Origin of the sequence: Carboxylicivirga litoralis (genome assembly GCF_025499605.1) — a bacterium.
GTDB lineage: Bacteria > Bacteroidota > Bacteroidia > Bacteroidales > Marinilabiliaceae > Carboxylicivirga > Carboxylicivirga litoralis.
In genome coordinates, this window is sequence record NZ_JAFMVC010000002.1 from 109,618 (window position 1) to 129,378 (window position 19,761).

Annotated in this window: 15 protein-coding genes; 4 read left to right on the forward strand and 11 right to left on the reverse strand. The window is 40.7% G+C overall.

All coding sequences use genetic code 11. The features are described 5' to 3' along the window. Positions 1-74 precede the first annotated feature (74 nt). The 7 genes from J1N10_RS02530 to J1N10_RS02560 all read right to left on the reverse strand — a co-directional run bounded on the left by J1N10_RS02530 (position 75) and on the right by J1N10_RS02560 (position 8,168). Positions 75-1,577, reverse strand: coding sequence for an MBOAT family O-acyltransferase (locus tag J1N10_RS02530; protein WP_262325104.1), 1,503 nt, complete (start codon positions 1,575-1,577; stop codon positions 75-77). Next, entirely contained in the window at positions 1,562-2,971 is a 1,410-nt protein-coding gene (locus J1N10_RS02535) for an SGNH/GDSL hydrolase family protein (protein ID WP_262325105.1), read from the reverse strand. The genes J1N10_RS02530 and J1N10_RS02535 overlap by 16 nt, the downstream gene beginning before the upstream one ends. 106 nt (positions 2,972-3,077) lie before the next feature. Further along, positions 3,078-4,622: a lytic transglycosylase domain-containing protein gene (locus J1N10_RS02540; protein ID WP_262325106.1), complete on the reverse strand. Its 1,545-nt coding sequence runs from the start codon at positions 4,620-4,622 to the stop codon at positions 3,078-3,080. A 6-nt stretch (positions 4,623-4,628) separates the two neighbouring features. Next, complete coding sequence (locus J1N10_RS02545; protein WP_262325107.1) at positions 4,629-5,285, reverse strand: DUF5683 domain-containing protein; 657 nt, start codon at positions 5,283-5,285, stop codon at positions 4,629-4,631. A 31-nt stretch (positions 5,286-5,316) separates the two neighbouring features. Then, positions 5,317-6,201, reverse strand: coding sequence for a ParB/RepB/Spo0J family partition protein (locus tag J1N10_RS02550; RefSeq protein ID WP_262325108.1), 885 nt, complete (start codon positions 6,199-6,201; stop codon positions 5,317-5,319). Between the two features lie 52 nt (positions 6,202-6,253). After that, on the reverse strand, positions 6,254-7,033 hold the full coding sequence (locus J1N10_RS02555) for a ParA family protein (protein WP_262325109.1): 780 nt from the start codon (positions 7,031-7,033) through the stop codon (positions 6,254-6,256). A 136-nt stretch (positions 7,034-7,169) separates the two neighbouring features. After that, complete coding sequence (locus tag J1N10_RS02560) at positions 7,170-8,168, reverse strand: bifunctional heptose 7-phosphate kinase/heptose 1-phosphate adenyltransferase (RefSeq protein ID WP_262325110.1); 999 nt, start codon at positions 8,166-8,168, stop codon at positions 7,170-7,172. 195 nt (positions 8,169-8,363) lie between these two features. Between J1N10_RS02560 and J1N10_RS02565 the strand changes: the two genes are divergently transcribed. Further along, complete coding sequence (locus J1N10_RS02565; protein WP_262325111.1) at positions 8,364-8,933, forward strand: FecR family protein; 570 nt, start codon at positions 8,364-8,366, stop codon at positions 8,931-8,933. A gap of 68 nt (positions 8,934-9,001) precedes the next feature. Here J1N10_RS02565 and J1N10_RS02570 read toward each other — a convergent pair whose 3' ends face one another. Both J1N10_RS02570 and J1N10_RS02575 read right to left on the reverse strand, forming a co-directional pair. After that, complete coding sequence (locus J1N10_RS02570) at positions 9,002-9,727, reverse strand: LytR/AlgR family response regulator transcription factor (protein WP_262325112.1); 726 nt, start codon at positions 9,725-9,727, stop codon at positions 9,002-9,004. Beyond that, the gene (locus J1N10_RS02575; RefSeq protein ID WP_262325113.1) at positions 9,724-10,791 is read right to left on the reverse strand and encodes a sensor histidine kinase; all 1,068 of its coding nucleotides are present in this window, start codon (positions 10,789-10,791) and stop codon (positions 9,724-9,726) included. The genes J1N10_RS02570 and J1N10_RS02575 overlap by 4 nt, the downstream gene beginning before the upstream one ends. A 408-nt stretch (positions 10,792-11,199) precedes the next feature. On the opposite strand from J1N10_RS02575, the gene J1N10_RS02580 reads away from it, so the two are divergent. Then, positions 11,200-13,068 carry a glycoside hydrolase family 13 protein gene (locus J1N10_RS02580; RefSeq protein WP_262325114.1) on the forward strand — a complete coding sequence of 623 codons (1,869 nt, stop codon included), beginning with the start codon at positions 11,200-11,202 and terminating at the stop codon, positions 13,066-13,068. A gap of 215 nt (positions 13,069-13,283) precedes the next feature. Here J1N10_RS02580 and J1N10_RS02585 read toward each other — a convergent pair whose 3' ends face one another. Together J1N10_RS02585 and carB are read right to left on the reverse strand one after the other, a co-directional pair. Beyond that, positions 13,284-13,958, reverse strand: coding sequence for a hypothetical protein (locus tag J1N10_RS02585; protein WP_262325115.1), 675 nt, complete (start codon positions 13,956-13,958; stop codon positions 13,284-13,286). An 833-nt stretch (positions 13,959-14,791) separates the two neighbouring features. Further along, positions 14,792-18,007, reverse strand: coding sequence for a carbamoyl-phosphate synthase (glutamine-hydrolyzing) large subunit (gene carB / locus J1N10_RS02590; protein WP_262325116.1), 3,216 nt, complete (start codon positions 18,005-18,007; stop codon positions 14,792-14,794). Between the two features lie 483 nt (positions 18,008-18,490). Between carB and argR the strand changes: the two genes are divergently transcribed. Further along, positions 18,491-18,970: an arginine repressor gene (gene argR, locus J1N10_RS02595; protein ID WP_262325117.1), complete on the forward strand. Its 480-nt coding sequence runs from the start codon at positions 18,491-18,493 to the stop codon at positions 18,968-18,970. 141 nt (positions 18,971-19,111) lie between these two features. Then, entirely contained in the window at positions 19,112-19,759 is a 648-nt protein-coding gene (locus J1N10_RS02600; RefSeq protein WP_262325118.1) for a GNAT family N-acetyltransferase, read from the forward strand. Positions 19,760-19,761 lie beyond the last annotated feature (2 nt).

Below are 19,761 nucleotides of genomic sequence, written 5' to 3' on the forward strand. Positions count from 1 at the left end.
ATTAGCATAACAAATGACTTTTGATAATTGGGTTATTATTTCTGCTAAGTGTCATGTGGTTGTTTATAAGACCTTTAAAAACGGAAATAGATAAAAGGTAGCAGAGTGCTTTGATGAAGCGAATAGATAATGTAAAATGCAAGAGAGAGCAGAGTGATTTTAATCAAGACAGGAGCTTTAACAAAGCGAAGTTTTATTCTGCTTCGGAATTTATCTGGAAGCCAGTGGATGGTGAAACCAATCAGTATTAACGCAAAAGTATAGGGCATTGAATTGATTATGTCAATGATATCGTATGGCATAAATGCCCGACGCATCCTGTCGAAGATAATTTGTACGTTTTGTATAGAATCGACGCGGAAGACAATCCATGTTAATACCACAAAATGGAAAGTTATAAACCAGCCAATGCTTTTAATAAATCTGGTGTTCTTTTTAATGACGCGATTGATGGAGTGATTAATCATTAAGCCTAATCCATGTAAAGCTCCCCATATAATAAACTTTAGGGCTGCACCATGCCATAATCCACCCAATAGCATAGTTATCATCAGGTTGAACAAGGTTCTGACTCGTCCTTTGCGGTTACCACCCAGGGGAATATATAAATAGTCGCGTAACCAAGAGGAAAGACTGATGTGCCATCGCCGCCAGAAATCACTTAACGAAGTGGCTTTATAAGGATGATTGAAGTTTTTGGGAAGCCTGAAGCCAAGTAATAATGCTACACCAAGGGCAATGTCGGTATAGCCAGAGAAGTCGCAATATATCTGAAGTGTATAGGCATAAATGGCGCTGATGATTTCAAAGCCCGAATAGGAAATAGGGTGTTCAAAAATGCGATCCACAAAATTGACGGACAGGAAATCGGAAATGACCATTTTCTTAAACAGGCCACCAACAATTAACAAAGCGGCCCACCATATCCATTTATCAGACAGAACAAGGCGTTTATAAATCTGCGGAATAAACTGCTTGGCGCGTACTATTGGCCCGGCAATCAACTGGGGGAAGAAGGACACATAAAACCCAAAGTCGATAATGTTTTTAACGGGTTTCAACTCTTTTCGATACACATCAACACTGTAGCTAATGGTTTGAAAGGTGAAAAAAGAGATGCCCACCGGCAGAGTTATTTTGTCAATACTAAACGATGTCCCAAAAACTTCGTTGGATGCATTGGCCAGATAATCAACTGTGTTAATGGGGGTGGAAGTAATATATGCGATGAGGTCGGTCAGGAAATAAGTGTATTTAAAATATGCCAGGACCGAAAGGTTGATTATAATGCTTAAGCTCAGCAGGAGTTTTCGTTTTAGCTTGGTTTTTGTGCTATAAATGGCCAAGCCAATGCTGTAATCCACAATCGTGGAAAGAATCAGCAAACTAAAAAAGTATCCTCCGGTTTTATAGTAGAAAAACAAACTGGCAAAAAACAGAAAGGCAATGCGCAACGGACGCACGTTCTGAAGTATTACATTAAAAAACAGAATAGCACCGAAAAATACCCAAAATGCCACGTGGGTAAACAAAAATAAGTCGGATTGACCAAATACTTTTATTAATAACTCTTCCATGGTTGAGGTTTTTGAGTTAATAAACAAGTATCGGCATCTGCGAAATTATCAAAGTGTTGCCACAGTGCTTTGGTCAGATAATTAGCTGCTTTCTTGCCACCTAATCGCGTAAAATGAATATAGTCTGTTAAAGCTAGCGGCGGTTCATTTTCGCTCCACTTGATGATGGAACCACTACCGCCCATGGCTTCATATAAATCAAAGAAGGCAAAATTATTTTCCAGGGCAATAGCTTTTTGGGCATCGCGAATACGCGACAGGTGTTGATGCGATTCCAGCTGGCCATTGTTGAAATGTGCCGCATCGGCAACGCCAACAATAATAACCGGTACTTCGGGCAGGTATTTTTTGAGCAAGTCAAACTGCTTGGCCATTTGTACTTTGTAGAAGTGATAGTTGGGTGCTACTGTTGGAACAATATTAGTTCCAAACTGGAAGATTATCATGCCAATCTCCAGGTGCTCGCCCATGGCAGCAAATAAGTCTGCATCAGTTCGATGTAATAGCGGTGTGCTCTGACCACGCATGGCAATGTTATCAACCGATATACCGGCAATACTATCTAAAGCACAACCTAAAATATGCACTCTTGCCTTACTGGATAATTCAAACTGTAATGTGGGCGATAACTGTTCGAACTCCCAGTTAATTTCTGTCAGGTTCTTTGAAGGAGCTAAAGCATCATTGATCACCTCTGTGTTTTTAATTTGACCTTTTATCACAAGGGTGTCGGTGTGCGGTGCAATAAAAAGACGAACTTTTTGGTAATGCGATGCATGTTTTTCGGCCCAGCGAGAGGCACTGATTTTAAATGCACCTTCAGATTTGGCTTCCAACGATGCAGTTTGTCCCATTAAGCCATAGGCTCTATTGCTTAAGTGGTATTTACGGTTAAAAGCACTGTGTATCTTCCAGTCGCCTTTACTATCGAGCCAAACAGATGGATTAATGCGTTGTGGATCATAAATGGTTGTTAAGCCGGGACCACTGCCCCCAAAACGATTCTGAAAAGCCTCGCGAATGTAAGCCGTGATGCGATCGCCTTCAATCTGAGAATCGCCATAATGAAGGATTCTGAGATTACGTTTGTCTTTCGTACTTTTTACTAGCTGTTGATGGAATGTTTCTAGTTGTTCAAGAAACAAGGTGGGACAACTTAGATGCGCTTTTGTAATAACTGTGTCTTTGCGAAGTGCTTTTGGTGGAGCAGTTATCGTATCGATAAAGATAGTTTGAGTAATGGTTGTGCTATCGATGTCTTGTTCTTCTTCGATGCTGGAAATGTTTAGTTGCCAATTACCAGGATGATAAGGGAAAGGTACCAACAGCATTAAAACAACAGCTCCTCCCATTATCAGAATGAAATAGAGGAATATACGAAGCTGCTGGTTCATAGATTATTGGGATTTCTTGTAAAATAAACAATTATCATCAATATATGGAACAAGGGGTGAATATTCATTCGAAATACTCACCCCTTGCTTAGTTCTTTTTGCTTAACTATGATTTAGGTCGAATTTTAAGTTTTTGACCAACCCAAAGTTTTGATGACCCATTGAGTCCGTTTAAGTCCATAATATTTTTATTGGAGATACCCGGATATTTCTTAGCAATGGTCCAAAGGTTATCACCCGAGCGCACGGTGTAATATTCGTAATTTGAATCGATTGGCTCATTCTTTTTAGGGGCAGACGCACTATTCGAAGTAACAGTTTTGCTACTCAGCCTTTGTTTATCGGCATATGACATGTCGTTAATGCGACTGTAGTACTCTGTTTTGTCTTTTGGCACATAAACGCGCAGTTTTTGACCTACGCGAATCATATTGCGACGTATGTTGTTCCAATATCTTAAATCTGAAGTTCTAACATCGTACCAGTCGGCAATGAGGCCAACTGCATCACCCGATTTAACCGTGTAATAGACTGTTGCTTTGTTTTTAGGTGTATCAGGTGTATAAGCCGTGTATTGCGGTTTAACGGTTGATTTGCCATTGACAAAATAAGTGTCGCGTTTGTAGGCATAAATACTGTCTTCAATTGCGGCAAAGTTAGAGGCATCGTTGATGGCTAAACGTAAGGCGTAGTTAGTGCCGGCCGGAATTAAGTCTTTACGATATTGTGGGTTCAGGCTTCTCAAATAATCCACTTTTACATTCAGTTTCTCAGCTACCTGTTTGAAATGTAATGGTTTATTAATAGCAATGGTATCTGTCACAATCGGAAGACTGTTAGGATTGGCGTATAAATTATGCTCTTTGGCGTACATAAAGGTGTAGGTAGCCGCAATAAAAGCCGGAACATAACCACGTGTTTCGCGTGGCAGATGATAGTATATTTTCCAGAAATCGCGATGACCACCAGAACGACGAATGGCTTTATTAACATTACCAGGGCCGCAATTGTAGGCGGCAATCACCAAAAACCAATCTTTGTAGATGGCATATAAATCATCTAAAAAGTCAATGGCAGCCACGGTTGATTTGTATGGGTCGCGACGCTCATCGACATATGAATTGATGGTTAAGCCGTATTGCTTACCCGTGTAATACATAAACTGCCATAAGCCCGATGCTCCAGCTCTTGAATAAGCTCTTGGGTTAAGCGCCGATTCAATGATTGGTAAATACTTCAGCTCTAAAGGCATCTGACGTGCATCAAGCTCTTGCTCAAACATGGGGAAATAGTATTCTGATAATCCTAACATGTTTTGCACCAGCTCACGACGACGGATGGTATATAATTCGATATGTCCTCTGACAATGGAATTAAAAGTATAGGGCATTGGAGAACTAATGGCTTCAATGCGTTTGATATAAACTGAATCAGGCAGTTTACTGATTGTGGTATTCAATGGAATTGAATCGGGTACTAAATTGCTAGCTGCCTTTTTAATATACCATTGATTAACCAGGCTATCTAAACATTCTTCAAGATATGGAGGCGTATCAATTTCAGGGTTCGAATCAATATCACTTTGTGCGTTTGCAACAAATCCAACAACAACCATACAGGTCAAAACGACCAGCTCTTTCACCTTTTGCATAAATCACTAAAATTTAAGTTTCAATTGAAGGCCAACGCCTGCAAAATCTCCCGGAATAGGAGGCATCATGGATGGCTGAACACCCATTGATAAATCATCACTAATATCGAAATTATAAAAATGTGCATCTACAGCAGCATCAACAATTTGAATCACATAAATACCAATCATACCAATGTAACTCAAATCGCGATAACGGCGGTAATATTGCTTCTTGCTACTTAAAGCTTCTTCGAACCATTGTTCATATTCGCCATAAATTTGTTCTTCTGTCAAGCTGGGAGGAATAAATTCCATGTAGCTTTTGTTGCCAGGGTCACGAATGATAAAATCACGATAGGCCGATTTGTATTTCTTATAATACGTTGAGTTAAAATCAATGGCATAAGCCACACCGGCAATACCTGCATACAGAATTGGAATTTTCCAGTACTTTTTATTGTAGGCCTGTCCTAAACCCGGAAGAATAGCCGCATAAAACGAGGCTTTATGCGGTGAATGTTTTTTCTCAATAACAGGTGTTTCAACAATTACACCTTGCATGATGGCGGTATCGCCTTGAGAAACAAAAGTATCTGTCTTTTGTGCTTGAAGTGCATACGAGAAACTCAAAAACACTACTAAACACCACAGCCATTTATGATATTGTTTTGTTGTGGTCAAATCTTATCTATTTCAAGCAAATAAAAAGCTATTATTTTGCTTTATCCAGAATGCTTATAATTTTTTCCAAGTCATCATCAGAGCCAAACGGAATAACAATTTTTCCTTTTCCGTCATCTGCACGTGAGAATTGGATATTCGTTCTAAAGAACGTAGACAACTGAGATTTCAATGCCTCGTACTCTTCAGGTAGATTTTTTTTCGATTTGGAAGGTTTTTTCTTGTCGTCACCATTATTCAGGTCGCGCACCATCTGTTCCACTTTACGAACAGACAGGTCGTTTTTAACAGTTTCGTCAAATATCATTAATTGAGCTTGTGGGTCTTCAACGCTAATGATGGCACGCGCATGACCCATGCCAATTTGTTTTTCAACAAGGCCCAATTGTACTTCGGCCGGTAGTTTTAATAAACGAAGGTAGTTAGCAATGGTTGAGCGTTTCTTACCAACCCGCTCCGACATGCTTTCCTGTGTTAGGTTACATTCTTCGATCAGGCGCTGGTAACTGATGGCGACTTCAATGGGGTCAAGGTCTTCGCGTTGAATGTTCTCAACCAAAGCCATCTCCAGCATGGTGTCGTCGTCAGCTGTTCTTACATATGCCGGCACTTTTGTTAGACCAGCCAGTTTAGACGCTCTGAAACGACGCTCACCAGCAATCAACTGGTATTTGTCGGGGCCAATCTTGCGAAGCGTCAATGGTTGAACAATGCCAATTTGCTTAATCGATTCCGATAGCTCATTCAAACGCTCCTGATCAAATTTGGTACGCGGCTGCCAGGGGTTAACCTCAATTTTTGCAATATCAATTTCGTTAATTGATGCAGCTGGCTTCGTTTCTCTTTTTTGAGTTACCTCATCAGCATTTTCAATTAATGCACCCAATCCACGTCCTAAAGCGTTCTTTCTTGCCATCGTTTAAATATCGTTTCGTTTATTCAGTCAATATAATCGTCATCAAAAAAGATTATTTCTTTTCTGACAGGTTGTTTTTCTTTAATAATTCGCGTGCTAAGTTAAGGTAGTTAACTGCACCTTTTGATGTGGCATCGTACATAACAACTGCTTTACCGTAACTAGGAGCTTCACTCAGTTTAATATTACGCGATACCAATGTTTCGAATACCATATCCTGAAAATGGCGCTGCACTTCCTCTACCACCTGGTTTGATAGGTTGAGGCGCGAATCGAACATGGTTAGTAAGAAACCTTCAATTTCCAATTCAGGATTCAAACGGCTTTGGATAATTTTTATTGTATTCAGCAGCTTTCCAAGACCTTCTAATGCAAAGTACTCACACTGTACAGGGATAATGACAGAATCGGCAGCTGTTAGTGCATTAACGGTAATCAAACCAAGAGATGGAGAACAGTCAATCAAAATGAAGTCATACTGATCGCGTACCTGCTCTAATACTTTGCTTAATACTTTTTCTCTGTCTGGTAGGTTGAGCATTTCAATTTCGGCACCCACTAAGTCGATGTGTGAAGGTAGCACGTGAAGATGCTCAATCTCCGTCTGAAGACTGGCTTCTTTCGGATCCGTTCCGTCGATAATACATTCGTAGATACTATTCTCAACTTCTCTTAAATCAAAGCCAAGTCCAGAGGTTGCATTCGCCTGAGGATCTGCATCCACGATTAGAACCTTGTATTCTAAAACCGCTAAGCTTGCAGCCAGGTTAATAGCTGTAGTGGTCTTTCCAACGCCTCCTTTTTGGTTTGCCAGTGCTATGATTTTCGCCATATTATGGTGTTTTTTAGTATTGAAGTTAAGGGCTACAAAATGGTTAATTATTTTTAGAAAGCCAAAGTTAAAATTTTCTCAAATATATAGGCTAGCTACGCAGAAAAATAGCTGATGTTTCAAAATCTTTTTGTTCTTAGTGAGCAAGTTTAACAAAGCAGTCCTCGAGTAGCTCGTTTTTATCAATAGGCACAACGCCTGGGTGCTCACAAACCAAACCGCCGGCCATGTTGGCTATACCCGCCACAAATTTTTCGTCAAGTCCTGAAGCCAGACAAAGGGCACTGACACTTATCACTGTATCACCAGCTCCTGATACATCCGCAATATTTCTAATTTCCGCCGGAATGAAATGATGCGTTTTTGAATTGAGTATCATAACTCCTTTTTCGGCCATGGTTACCATAAAGTTGCGAATGCTATGCTCAGCAACAAATGTTTGCGCAGCTTCAAGCAAGCCTTGCTTGTCATTGCCTGAAACATCTACTTTAGCCCCTTCTTTAAATTCTTTTAAGTTGGGTTTGAAGAAGGTGACCCCGTTATAGCAAAGGAAGTTACGCTTTTTAGGATCTACCAGTGTTGGTATGCCTTTGTTTTGGGCCAGAGCTATTGTATTTTGAATGGTATCAGGCGTTAGAACACCTTTGTCATAGTCTTCAAAGATGATAGCATCAATTTTATAAGTGTTTAATAAATCTTCAATATGAGCTTGTAGCTTTTTTTCAAGAATAGCTTCCAGTGGCGTATCTTGTTCTTCATCAATGCGCAATAAATGCTGGTTTTGACTTATGATACGGGTTTTAACCGTTGTCTTACGTTGTTTGGTTGATATGATGCCTTGTTTTGGCAATTTGTTATCGTCCAATAGCTGCATAAATATGTTACCAGCTTCATCATCAGCAATGACTGAGCATAAAATTGGTTTGGCGCCCAATGATTGAATGTTAAGCGCAACATTTGCCGCTCCGCCAAGTCTGTTTTCGCGCCCTGTAGTAGCAATTACAGATACCGGAGCTTCTGGAGAAATACGATTGACATCACCCCATAAGTATGAGTCGACCATTACGTCACCTATTATTAAGATGTGCATGTCATCAAATGCATCAAATACCTGGGTCAGCTCCTTTCGTGTCATAAGTTTGAAATTTTGGAGCAAAGATAAAAAATACTGTCTCTTGTTGAAAGCTTATCTTTTTAATGCCGCTTACGAACTTAGTAATACTCTGATATTCTTCGGGGTAAAAAGACAATACAGGGAATAATAAAGGAAATACAAACAAAGTGGTAGAAACAACGTATGAAATAGTTTCACACCCAAATGTATTTTATAATGAATAAATATCAGATGACCTGTGCCATTATTGTGGCTTGTATTTTTTTGTTTGTTACCGGATGTTCAAATAATCGTGTTTCAACTAATGATGAACCAAAGCTGTTTGAATTTCCTGATGGCTCGTCCATGATTTTAAATCAGAACTCAGAAGTTGAATTTGTGATGGATGGTGAAACAAGGAAAGTGCAATTGGAAGGAGAAGCATTTTTTAAAGTGAAAAAAGGTGACGTTCCTTTTGAAGTACATACGCCAAATGGCGTTATCACAGTGTTAGGAACGGCTTTTAATGTTCGTTCGTCAGAGAAGGAATTGGATGTAGAAGTGGAAGCTGGCATAGTAGAAGTGGAAACGGCTAATTGTAGAGAGAAGTTACGGAGAGGTGAACGCGTTTTATATGATGATGTGAAAAAGTTGGTAAAGAAAGGTCAGGCCGAATTTAAACATCACATTTGGACGGATGAGTTTAAAAACGATTTGCGCAAGATTGGCAAGGAAGTAGAAAAGAATAGTAAAAAGCTGGGTAAGGAAATTAAGAAAATCAGCAAGGATATAAAGATTAAGTTGTAGGTAGCCTCTGAGATTGGCGTTTCGGGTTCTGAGTTTCTAGTTTGTTATAGGCAGTTAGGGAGCAAAATCTATTCGATGCTTTTCTTTTCCAGTATACTTAGTACCTGTTCTTTGTAGTTGCGGCCAATGGGTATGTTCTGGTCAGTAATGTTTAAGCTTCCGGTTGTATAGCTTTCAATTTTGTCAATGGCAATAATGTATGAGCGATGAACGCGTAGAAAGTGAGTTTCGGGTAGTTTCTCTTCAATATTACTGATGGTGTTCATCGTTTTTATTTCGCGGCCATCACTTAAGTAGATAGAAACATAATTGCGCAGGCTTTCAATGTGGGTGATGTCTTGGAGCACAACCTTTACCATCATCTTATCCGATTTCACAAAGATAAAAGCATCGATGAAGGTGTTGGTTGAGTTATTTTGTGGTATCTCGGTTTGTTGATGATTTTTAAAATAGCGGTTGACTGCCTTTATAAAACGTTCAAACGAAATAGGTTTAATTAGATAGTCAAGGGCTTCAAGCTCAAACCCTTCTAATGCATATTCAGAATAGGCAGTAGTAAAAATGACTTCAGGTCGATGAGAAAGGTTACGTATTAGTTGTAATCCGGTCAACCCGGGCATTTGTATATCAAGAAATAATAAATCAACCTGGTGATCATTTAGCTTTTGTATGGCTTCAACGGCATTGTTGCAAGTATCAACCAGATGCAAATTATCCAGACGGCTGATGTATTCTGAAAGAACATCAACGGCTAAAGATTCATCATCAACAACGAGGCAATTGACTGGTTTCATACTTGTTCTTTTAATTTTAATTTAAGCACAACCTGGTGTGAGTCAGCCGACGACTCAATTTTTAAATCATGATTATTGGGGTACATTAAATTAAGTCGTCTTTTAACATTTTGCAAGCCAATGCCACTTGCAGTCGGCGATTCGATAATCTCTTCGGGCACACTATTTTCAACTTTTAGAATAAAGTCATTTTCTTTAATACCTATTTCGATGGTTATCCAGGCATGGCCATTAAAACCGCGTGTGCTATGTTTAAAACTGTTTTCTAAAAATGGTAAAATCAACATGGGCGCAATGGTTTGTCCCCTTTGTTCGCCCCAAATATTTAAACTAAGCTCAACACGGCTGCCATAGCGGATTTTCTCCAGCTCCAAATAACTTTTAATACTTTCAAGCTCTTTATGAAGCTGCACTTGTGCAGCGTTAGTCTCATAAAGCATGTAGCGCAATAAATCAGAAAGTTTCAAGACAACTTCAAGTGACTGATCCGACCTTTTCAGAATGAGTGAATATAAGCTGTTAAGTGTATTAAACAGGAAATGCGGCTGAACCTGATTTTTTAAAAAGCTAAGCTCAGCTTCTAATTTATCTTTAGCCAATGCTTGTTCTCGCTGCTGTATATTCGATAAATATTCCATAAGCTTTACAGTCATTGGAATAGCTAATACAGAACTAATATTGACCGCACCACGAATTAGCTGAACAATATTTAATGTTGGCTCTTTAGTCCACTCGGGAAAAAAGGTGTCAACAATAATCAGGTTATCAGTAATGCGCTGTAAAACAGAAGCTATTAGGATAGCAGAGAGAAAGAGTGCGATAAAAAGCCATATCTTCCCTTGGTATAAAAATCGGGGAAATAAATAATAGATGACTACATAGACCAGCGCTATTTTAACAGGCAGGTTAATCAGCTCAACAGAAATGGTTTTGATGTAATTATCGTCATGTGTGCCCCAGGCAAAAGCAAAAAACAGAACAAACAATACCCAATAGCTGACGTGCTGAAACCAACGCTTGTTCAGAATAGTGGCAATGAAGCTATTGTTGTTTAGTATTCGCATAAAACTCTTTTGAAGGCAATTTAGGTAATTATTATTTGAACAGGGTTATTTATGGACAAACGACCAGTTTGAGAGGACAGATGGTTTGCGGTTTCGAGTTTTCAGTTCCCTGTTTTCTATATGAGATACTAATCCAAAATCCAGAAGCCAAAACTCAGAACCCATAACCCCAAAACTAATTGCCTTTCGTCCTTCAATCATTGTTGTTTGTCCTTAAAACTTGCCAGTCGCGTCAATTATAAATTCATTTGACATTGTAAGCTGAGCTAAAGAAATTAGTGAGCTGTTGCAGTGAAAATACAATACAGAGAAATAGGAGATAATATTAATTCTGCGACTTCATCTCTTTGTGTTAATATTACTATTGAATAATAATGGATAATCATTATAACTAAATACAACAAACAAATGAAAAAGCCTCTTTTTTTATCATTGATGCTATTGATTTTTGCCAGCTTAACAGCTTCAGCAGCTTATAAAATCGATCGCCTTGAGCCTGCTTTCTGGTGGGCTGGTATGGAAAATGAAAACCTGCAGTTATTAGTTTATGGCGAAAATATTTCAGAGTTACGCCCTAGCCTCGATTATGATGGTGTGAGTTTAGAGCGAACGGTTCAGGTGAAGTCGCCTAATTACCTGTTTTTATACCTGAAGGTTGATAAAACAGCTAAACCAGGTTCATTCACTATCAACTTTAAGCGCAAAAACATAACCATGGTGAAGTATAACTACGAATTAAAGCAGCGCGAAGCAAATTCGGCCATGCGCCAGGGTTATACGACTTCTGATGTGATGTATTTGATTACACCTGACCGTTTTGTGAATGGAGATACATCCAATGATGAGGTAACGGGCATGAAAGAGGGTTTGGATCGAGCTGATGATTTTGGTCGTCATGGTGGCGATTTGGCTGGTATCATCCAGAGTTTGGATTATATCGAAGATATGGGTTATACCACATTGTGGCTCAATCCGGTGATGGAGAATGATATGCCTGAAGGTTCTTATCATGGTTATGCCATCACTGATTTTTATAAAACCGATGCGCGACATGGAACCAATGAAGATTATGTAAAGTTGTCGAAGGAGTTGAAGAAACGGGGCATGAAGCTGGTCATTGATATGATTATGAATCACTGTGGTTCGCACCACTGGTGGATGGAAGACTTGCCAACAGATGATTGGTTAAACTTTCAGGATGGCTGGCAGGTAACCACACATTTGCGCGAAACCAATATGGATCCTTATGCGTCGGAGTATGACAAGCGTAACCATGCTGATGGCTGGTTTGTAGAGTCAATGCCCGACTTAAATCAACGCAATGAGTTGATGGCCGATTATTTGATTTACAATACCATCTGGTGGATCGAATATGCCGATTTGGATGGGATCCGCATGGATACGTATCCATACCCAGATAAGTGTTTTATGAGTGAATGGACGCGCCGAGTGATGGAGGAATATCCAAATTTCAATATCGTTGGCGAAGAGTGGAGCACCAATCCGGCCATTGTATCATACTGGCAAAAAAATAAGGTAAATGCCGATGGTTATGTGTCGTATATGCCTGGTGTGTTCGATTTTCCATTGCAAGATGCCTTGGTTAAGGCTTTAAATGAAGATGACAGCCATTGGGGGCAAGGCCTGCCAAAGCTATATGGTATGTTGGCTAATGATCATTTGTATGCCGACCCTACTCAACTGGTTATTTTTCCTGATAATCACGACATGAGTCGCTTTTATACACAAATCAACGAGGATTTTGATCTATTTAAAATGGGAATGGCTTACATTGCTGTAACACGTGGCATTCCTCAAATTTATTATGGTACCGAAATTTTAATGACCAATCCTAATTCAGATTCTCATGGCGAGATTCGTGCCGAATACCCAGGCGGTTGGGCAGACCATACCGCCAATGCATTCACCGGTGAAGGCTTAACAGTCGACCAAAAAGAGGCACAGCAATTCACCAAAACACTTTTAAATTGGCGCAAAGGCTCAAGCGCTGTTCATAATGGCTGCTTAAAGCATTTTGCACCTAATCATGCCAATGGTTTATATACTTTATTCCGCTTTGACGACCAATCAGTGGTGATGTTAGTGATGAATAAAAACCCGGAGGCCAAAGAAGTGAATATTGAGCCATTTAAAGCAGAGGTAATTGGCGAAGCGACAGAAGGAACCAATATCATCAATGGAGGAACTATTTCCCTGGCTGGTGAAACCGTTAAGGTTGAGGGACGTTCGTTCTTGCTGGTAGAAATTAAGAAATAAACATATCTGACTGTCTACAATGCTAAACGTAGCATTGCATAATAAAACCCAACTGCAGGTAGAGGTGCTGAGCAGTTGGGTTTTGTTGTATGGTGAAGTATTGTCATTATGAAATAGCTTAAAAGGCACGTGCAAATCTGCGCCAGCGTATGAGAACTCATTGCCCACTTTACTTGTGACAATAAAGATCGCATCCTTAAACTACTAGCTTTTTCTTACTCTTCTTCCACCACTTTGATACCAGCACGCAAATCAACAATTACACGTGCTGCCAGATAAGTATTATACACCTTTGGCTCTTTGGTTTTTAGCAACTCCATCAACTTATCTATTTTATCGCGTAATAAGTCGTTGGCTTCACGCATCAGGCAATCCAGTTCTTTGGTGGCCTGCGAGCGGGTAACAATAGCCGAGCGTGGTGAGGCAATAATTGCTGAGAAATCGTCAATCTCTTTCTTCAGCTGTGTGACATCTTCCACCGTCTGTCCATAATCACTTAATACATCACCCAAGGTTATCGCTTCATGATACACATTCAGGCAGGTGGCTTTTACCTTTTGATCCGACATACGCTCCATCTGCGAGGCCGACACCGCACATTTAGCTTGTAAGTCAGGCATGTCATTTACCTGGGCATACACATACATGGTAGCGGCCAGTTTTACGGTGGCTTCAATCATCTCGGCTTCTTCCTTTAGCTTCAGCTGGCGGGCACCGGTGGTGTTGCCTTGCTGAATCTGGTGAACAGCTTCAATTTGGGCAATCAATTCATTAAATTTCACGATAAAGCCTTCGAGGGCTTTAATCAGGCTCAATTCGGCAGGATAAGTGCCAAACACATTTTTAACGGCCATGAACATGGCCAATCGGTTGCGTTGAATCGCATTCATAGTTAATTAAGTTTAATTGTTATGAGAGCCTCACTAATGAGAACTCATTAGTTAATTGCAGAAATGCGAAAACGTAACATGTTTTTTGTAGCTAATATTCCTTAGTTGTGACGAACGTATCAATTGTTTATGTAAACAAACTGTATAACTTGATGTGTGGGGTCCAATTTGGCTTTAGGGTATTAACAATATATATTATAAGATGCGATTAGAAATTGATTTTGTTTGTCTAATAGGGTGATGTGTAAGCATATCAGTGGCATATGTAAGACAATTAGCGGTGTATGTAAAGTCGTCAGCATCATATGTAAGCCATGCAGCCTGATGTACAAGCTTGTTAGTGGCGTATGTAAGACCAACAGAGGAATATGTAATGATGACAGCAGCCTATGTAACGTCAATAGCGAAGTATGTAAGCTTAACAGCAGTGTATGTAATACCGTCAGCGCAATGTGTAAGTATGACAGCATGGTGTGCAAGCTCGTTAGCGTCGTATGTAACACCGTCAGCCGTATATGTAATAACAATAGCGTGTAATGTAATGCTGATAGCAGGCTGTACAAAGGCGTCAGCATGATATACGGGGCTACGGACAAATTACTTTGGACTTAAAGCTCCCCTTCAGTCTTTCAGACAGCTTCCCCAGGGAAGCATTGATTAACGTTATATAAAGAAACTCTGCGCCTCCGTGCCTCTGTGTTAAAATTTAAAAAGCCCCACATCATCCGATGTAGGGCTCTATATTTAATGGCCTATCGACCTAATGATCTATTGACCTCTATTCAAGCTGCCAATCACTTTTGACTACTGTCTTCCGACCTCCGTCTTCTGTCTTACTTATACTCATCCCAGTGCTTGATACTGATTTTATCCATATCGAGCTTGCAGAACGAATAGATAAAAGCACTTGCCAGGCGCGCGTTGGTAATCAACGGAATATTAAAGTCAATGGCATCACGACGAATAGAATAACCATTCTTAAGCTCATCCTTACTCAGGTTTTTCGGGATGTTAATCACCAGGTCAATCTTCTTCTCGCGAATGTAATCAACTGTGTTTGGTTGCTGATTTTCATTTGGCCAGTACAGCAAGGTGGTTTCCACACCGTTTTCGGCGAAGAACTTATGCGTACCTCCAGTGGCAAATAAGTTATAGCCACGCTCTTTCAGCATACGTGCGCTTTGTAACAATTCCAGTTTCGAGCGTGCCGGACCCGACGATATCAGGATATTCTTCTCAGGCACACGGTAACCAACTGACAACATCGACTGAAGCACCGCATCGTAATAACTATCGCCAATACATCCTACCTCACCGGTCGATGACATGTCTACCCCCAGTACAGGGTCGGCCTTGGCCAATCGGGCAAATGAGAACTGAGGCGCTTTAATACCCACGTAATCCAACTCGAAAGAACTCTTGGTTAACTTCTCAACTGGCAAGCCAAGCATGGCGCGGGTGGCCAAATCAATTAAGTTCACTTTTAATACTTTCGATACAAATGGGAAACTACGCGAGGCACGCAGGTTACACTCAATCACTTTGATGTCGTTATCTTTAGCCAGTAGCTGCATGTTAAATGGACCGGTAATATTTAGTCCTTTAGCAATCTGGCGGGCAATTTTCTTCACGCGACGAATTGTCTCTACGTATAATTTCTGCGGTGGAAATACGATGGTGGCATCACCCGAGTGAACACCGGCAAACTCAATGTGCTCACTGATGGCATAACCCACCACTTCGCCATTGTTGGCCACGGCATCTACTTCAATCTCTTTGGCCTGCTCGATGAATTCCGATACCACAACCGGGAATTCTTTAGAAACATTGGCGGCTAAGGTTAAGAAGTGCTCCAGCTCGTCTTTGTTCGATACCACGTTCATGGCAGCACCTGACAGTACGTATGACGGACGAACCAATACCGGGAAGCCTACTTCATCCACAAAAGTGAAGATGTCTTCGATGGATGTTAGCTCGCTCCAGCGTGGCTGGTCAACACCCAGTTCATCCAACAGGCTTGAGAATTTCTGCCGGTTCTCGGCACGGTCAATATCTTCGGGTGAAGTTCCTAAAATAGGCACTTGCTGGCGGTGCAGTTTCATGGCCAGGTTATTCGGTATCTGACCTCCCACCGACACAATCACACCTTTAGGTGCTTCCAGGTCGATAATATCTAATACGCGCTCTTGTGTTAACTCATCGAAGTACAGACGATCGCACATGTCGTAGTCGGTACTCACCGTTTCGGGGTTGTAGTTAATCATTACCGAGCGGTGATTCTCTTGCTTGTTGATGGTGTTCAGTGCATTAACGCTACACCAGTCAAACTCAACCGATGAACCAATGCGGTAGGCTCCAGAACCCAGCACAATAACTGACTTCCCATCTTTTTCGTAGTCGATATCGTGTGTGGCACCACTATAAGTCAGATACAGGTAGTTGATTTGTGCCGGGAACTCACCCGCCATGGTATCAATCTGCTTCACCACAGGTGTTATGCCATTGGCTTTACGGAAGTCGCGTACTTTCAATAAGCCTTCTTCCATGTTCTCCGAGTTAAGCACTAAACGAGCTACCTGGAAATCGGAGAAGCCCATCTTCTTGGCATCCAGTAAAGCCTCTTCCGGTAGTTTATCTATGGCATCATGCTTTTTCAACACATCAGCATGGTCCGATATATTCTTCAGTTTCTCAAGGAACCACTTGTCAATGCGCGTCAACTCATGGATCTCATCCACCGAAGCGCCTTCTTCAAATGCTTGTGCAATGGCGAATATACGTTGGTCGGTTGGCTCTTCCAGCTCCTTTTTTACATCTTTAGAGAAAGGCTGGTTAGCAACGAATCCGTGCATGCCTTGTCCAACCATACGCAAACCTTTCTGGATGGCTTCTTCAAAATTACGACCGATGGACATAATCTCGCCTACGGACTTCATGCTGGAACCAATCTCTTTAGACACACCGCTAAACTTGCCTAAATCCCAACGTGGAATCTTACACACGATATAGTCTAAGGCCGGCTCAAAGAAGGCGGTGGTTGTTTTGGTTACCGAGTTTTTCAACTCGTGCAGGCTATAGCCCAATCCCAGTTTGGCAGCAATAAAAGCCAGTGGATAACCGGTTGCTTTCGATGCCAGAGCTGAAGAACGTGACAAACGGGCATTCACCTCAATCACACGATAGTCTTCAGAGTAAGGGTCAAGCGCATACTGTACATTACATTCACCTACAATACCAATGTGGCGGATGATTTTGATGGCCAGCTCACGCAACTTATGATATTCGGCATTGGATAAGGTTTGCGATGGTGCCACAACAATTGACTCACCAGTGTGAATACCAAGCGGGTCGAAGTTTTCCATGTTACAAACCGTGATGCAGTTGTTGTAAGCATCGCGCACTACTTCATACTCTACCTCTTTCCATCCTTTCAGCGATTCCTCAACCAATATCTGGTTCGAATAAGAGAAGGCATTTTCGGCGCGGGCAATCAGTTCTTCAGTCGAATGACAGAACCCTGAGCCCATACCTCCCAGTGTGTAGGCAGCACGAACGATAATAGGGAAGCCAATTTCTTTGGATGCTTCAACAGCTTCTTCAACTGATGTTACGGCAATACTAACCGGTGTTTTAACATCAATCTGTTTCAGCTGGTTGGCAAAAATCTCACGGTCTTCCGTATTAATAATGGCCTGAACTGGTGTTCCTAATACCTCAACATTGTACTTGGCCAATGTGCCGGCTTCATATAAAGCGGTACCACAGTTCAATGCGGTTTGTCCTCCAAACGCCAAAAGGATACCTTCCGGACTTTCTTTCTTAATCACCTGTTCAACAAAGTAAGGCGTCACCGGCAAATAATAAATTTTATCTGCGATGCCTTCCGATGTTTGAACCGTTGCAATGTTTGGGTTGATTAACACTGTTTCAATGCCTTCTTCCTTCAGCGCTTTTAGTGCTTGAGAGCCCGAGTAATCAAACTCGCCCGCTTCACCAATCTTCAGTGCACCTGAACCCAGAACTACTACCTTTTTGACGTTCTTCTTCATATTAATTTATTTATATTATTTTCTTTTTCTCACAATAAAACTTGCTCAAACGAATCAGCAAGTTCCAAACATCTAAGACAATAAACAACTTCATAATGGCTAAAACAGCTGATTTTTTTAACATCTTTTGTCTATAATTATGCAGTTATTTAATGCAAACTGACATTTGTTACTTGTTTTTTCTACAAAATCATTCATTTTTATGCATGCTGATACGCTCGCGCTGTTAATGTGCGGGAGTGTGATTTGGATGAGGTAAAAAAGAATGAAAAACAGTGGGGATACCCCTTGTAGAGTGTAGTCAGATAAGCGTATGTACAGACCAGAATTAGTCACCCGTTGACTGCTGTTTTATGCGTTTTATAAATTATTGTCGTGCAAAAATACATATTTTTTGCAAAAAACAGCTTTGAAATTAATAATTAATGAATAAATTTGCAACGTGGATGTATAAATATACATTCAACAAAGAAGAAGAACCAAATGAAAATTAAAGCACAACGATTAATCGCTATTAAGCAAATTATCAGTTCTAAAAAAGTGAGTTCACAGGAGGAGTTGGTGGTGTTGCTTGAAGCAGAAGGTTATAAAATTACGCAGGCCACATTGTCGCGTGATTTAAAATACTTAAAAGTGGCAAAAGTGCCCGATGCCGAAACAGGCTATAAATATGTAGTTCCTGAATCGGCGCAAAAACAGGATGAACCTGCTAATCATGAAGAGTTTCCGGTAAGTGGAGTGGAATCAATTGAGTTTTCGGGTCATCTGGCTATTATGAAAACACGTCCCGGATTCGCCAATGGCATTGCCTCGGTAATTGATAGTCATGGGCCATATGAAATATTGGGGACCATCGCTGGTGATGACACCATATTGTTAATCAGTCGCGAAGGTGTTTCTAAGTCGGATGTCATTAATGCTCTTTCATTGTTTATGCCAGGTCTTAAAGAAAAGACATTGTAAAAAAAGAGCTTGTTAGTTTTAAATCAGTAGTTACAATAGTATAGATGAAAGCTGAGGTAAAATTAATGAGATATAGATGGGCGGTAAGTGCGGATTGTAAATCACTTCTGACTACTACCTGCTGACTAATAACTATTAGATATGAGTAAGTTTAACATATTTGTCGCAACTAAAGAACATCTGAGCTATGTAGATGTGGTGTTGAATACCATTGCTGATGCAGCAAAGGTGCGTGGGACGGGTATAGCCAAGCGTAGTCCGGAATATCTTCAAATGAAGATTGAAGAGGGGAAGGCGATATTGGCTCTGCATGACAAAGAGTTTGCCGGGTTTTGTTACATCGAGACCTGGGGACATGATAAATTTGTGGCGAACTCAGGTTTAATTGTGGCCGACAAGTTCAGAGGGCATGGATTGGCCAAAGCGATTAAAACCAAAGCTTTTGAATTGTCGCGTAAGAAATTTCCGGAGGCAAAGATATTTGGTTTAACAACAGGCTTAGCTGTCATGAAAATAAATTCAGATTTAGGCTATCGACCAGTAACTTTCTCGGAGTTAACCGATGACGAACAATTTTGGAAAGGATGTCAGAGTTGTGTTAACTATGATATTTTGGTGCGTACCGAAAGAAAGCACTGCTTGTGCACTGGTATGTTGTTCGATCCGGCCCGACAAAAGAATGGTGTCGAGAAAAAGTCAGTTAAAGTGCTGTCCAGGTTAAAGAATGTGGTAAAAGGATCAGATAACAAAATTGGCAGAACTCTGAAAAGCATAACAGCTCTATTTTAAAG

Excerpts from the sequence above, each read along its gene's own strand:
- J1N10_RS02540 (WP_262325106.1), bottom strand. The coding sequence starts at position 4,622 with ATGCAAAAGGTGAAAGAGCTGGTCGTTTTGACCTGTATGGTTGTTGTT.
- J1N10_RS02580 (WP_262325114.1), top strand. The coding sequence starts at position 11,200 with ATGAAAAAGCCTCTTTTTTTATCATTGATGCTATTGATTTTTGCCAGC.
- carB (WP_262325116.1), bottom strand. The coding sequence starts at position 18,007 with ATGAAGAAGAACGTCAAAAAGGTAGTAGTTCTGGGTTCAGGTGCACTG.
- J1N10_RS02555 (WP_262325109.1), bottom strand. The coding sequence starts at position 7,033 with ATGGCGAAAATCATAGCACTGGCAAACCAAAAAGGAGGCGTTGGAAAG.
- J1N10_RS02530 (WP_262325104.1), bottom strand. The coding sequence starts at position 1,577 with ATGGAAGAGTTATTAATAAAAGTATTTGGTCAATCCGACTTATTTTTG.
- J1N10_RS02560 (WP_262325110.1), bottom strand. The coding sequence starts at position 8,168 with ATGACACGAAAGGAGCTGACCCAGGTATTTGATGCATTTGATGACATG.
- J1N10_RS02550 (WP_262325108.1), bottom strand. The coding sequence starts at position 6,201 with ATGGCAAGAAAGAACGCTTTAGGACGTGGATTGGGTGCATTAATTGAA.
- J1N10_RS02565 (WP_262325111.1), top strand. The coding sequence starts at position 8,364 with ATGAATAAATATCAGATGACCTGTGCCATTATTGTGGCTTGTATTTTT.
- J1N10_RS02585 (WP_262325115.1), bottom strand. The coding sequence starts at position 13,958 with ATGAATGCGATTCAACGCAACCGATTGGCCATGTTCATGGCCGTTAAA.
- J1N10_RS02570 (WP_262325112.1), bottom strand. The coding sequence starts at position 9,727 with ATGAAACCAGTCAATTGCCTCGTTGTTGATGATGAATCTTTAGCCGTT.
- J1N10_RS02575 (WP_262325113.1), bottom strand. The coding sequence starts at position 10,791 with ATGCGAATACTAAACAACAATAGCTTCATTGCCACTATTCTGAACAAG.
- J1N10_RS02600 (WP_262325118.1), top strand. The coding sequence starts at position 19,112 with ATGAGTAAGTTTAACATATTTGTCGCAACTAAAGAACATCTGAGCTAT.
- argR (WP_262325117.1), top strand. The coding sequence starts at position 18,491 with ATGAAAATTAAAGCACAACGATTAATCGCTATTAAGCAAATTATCAGT.
- J1N10_RS02535 (WP_262325105.1), bottom strand. The coding sequence starts at position 2,971 with ATGAACCAGCAGCTTCGTATATTCCTCTATTTCATTCTGATAATGGGA.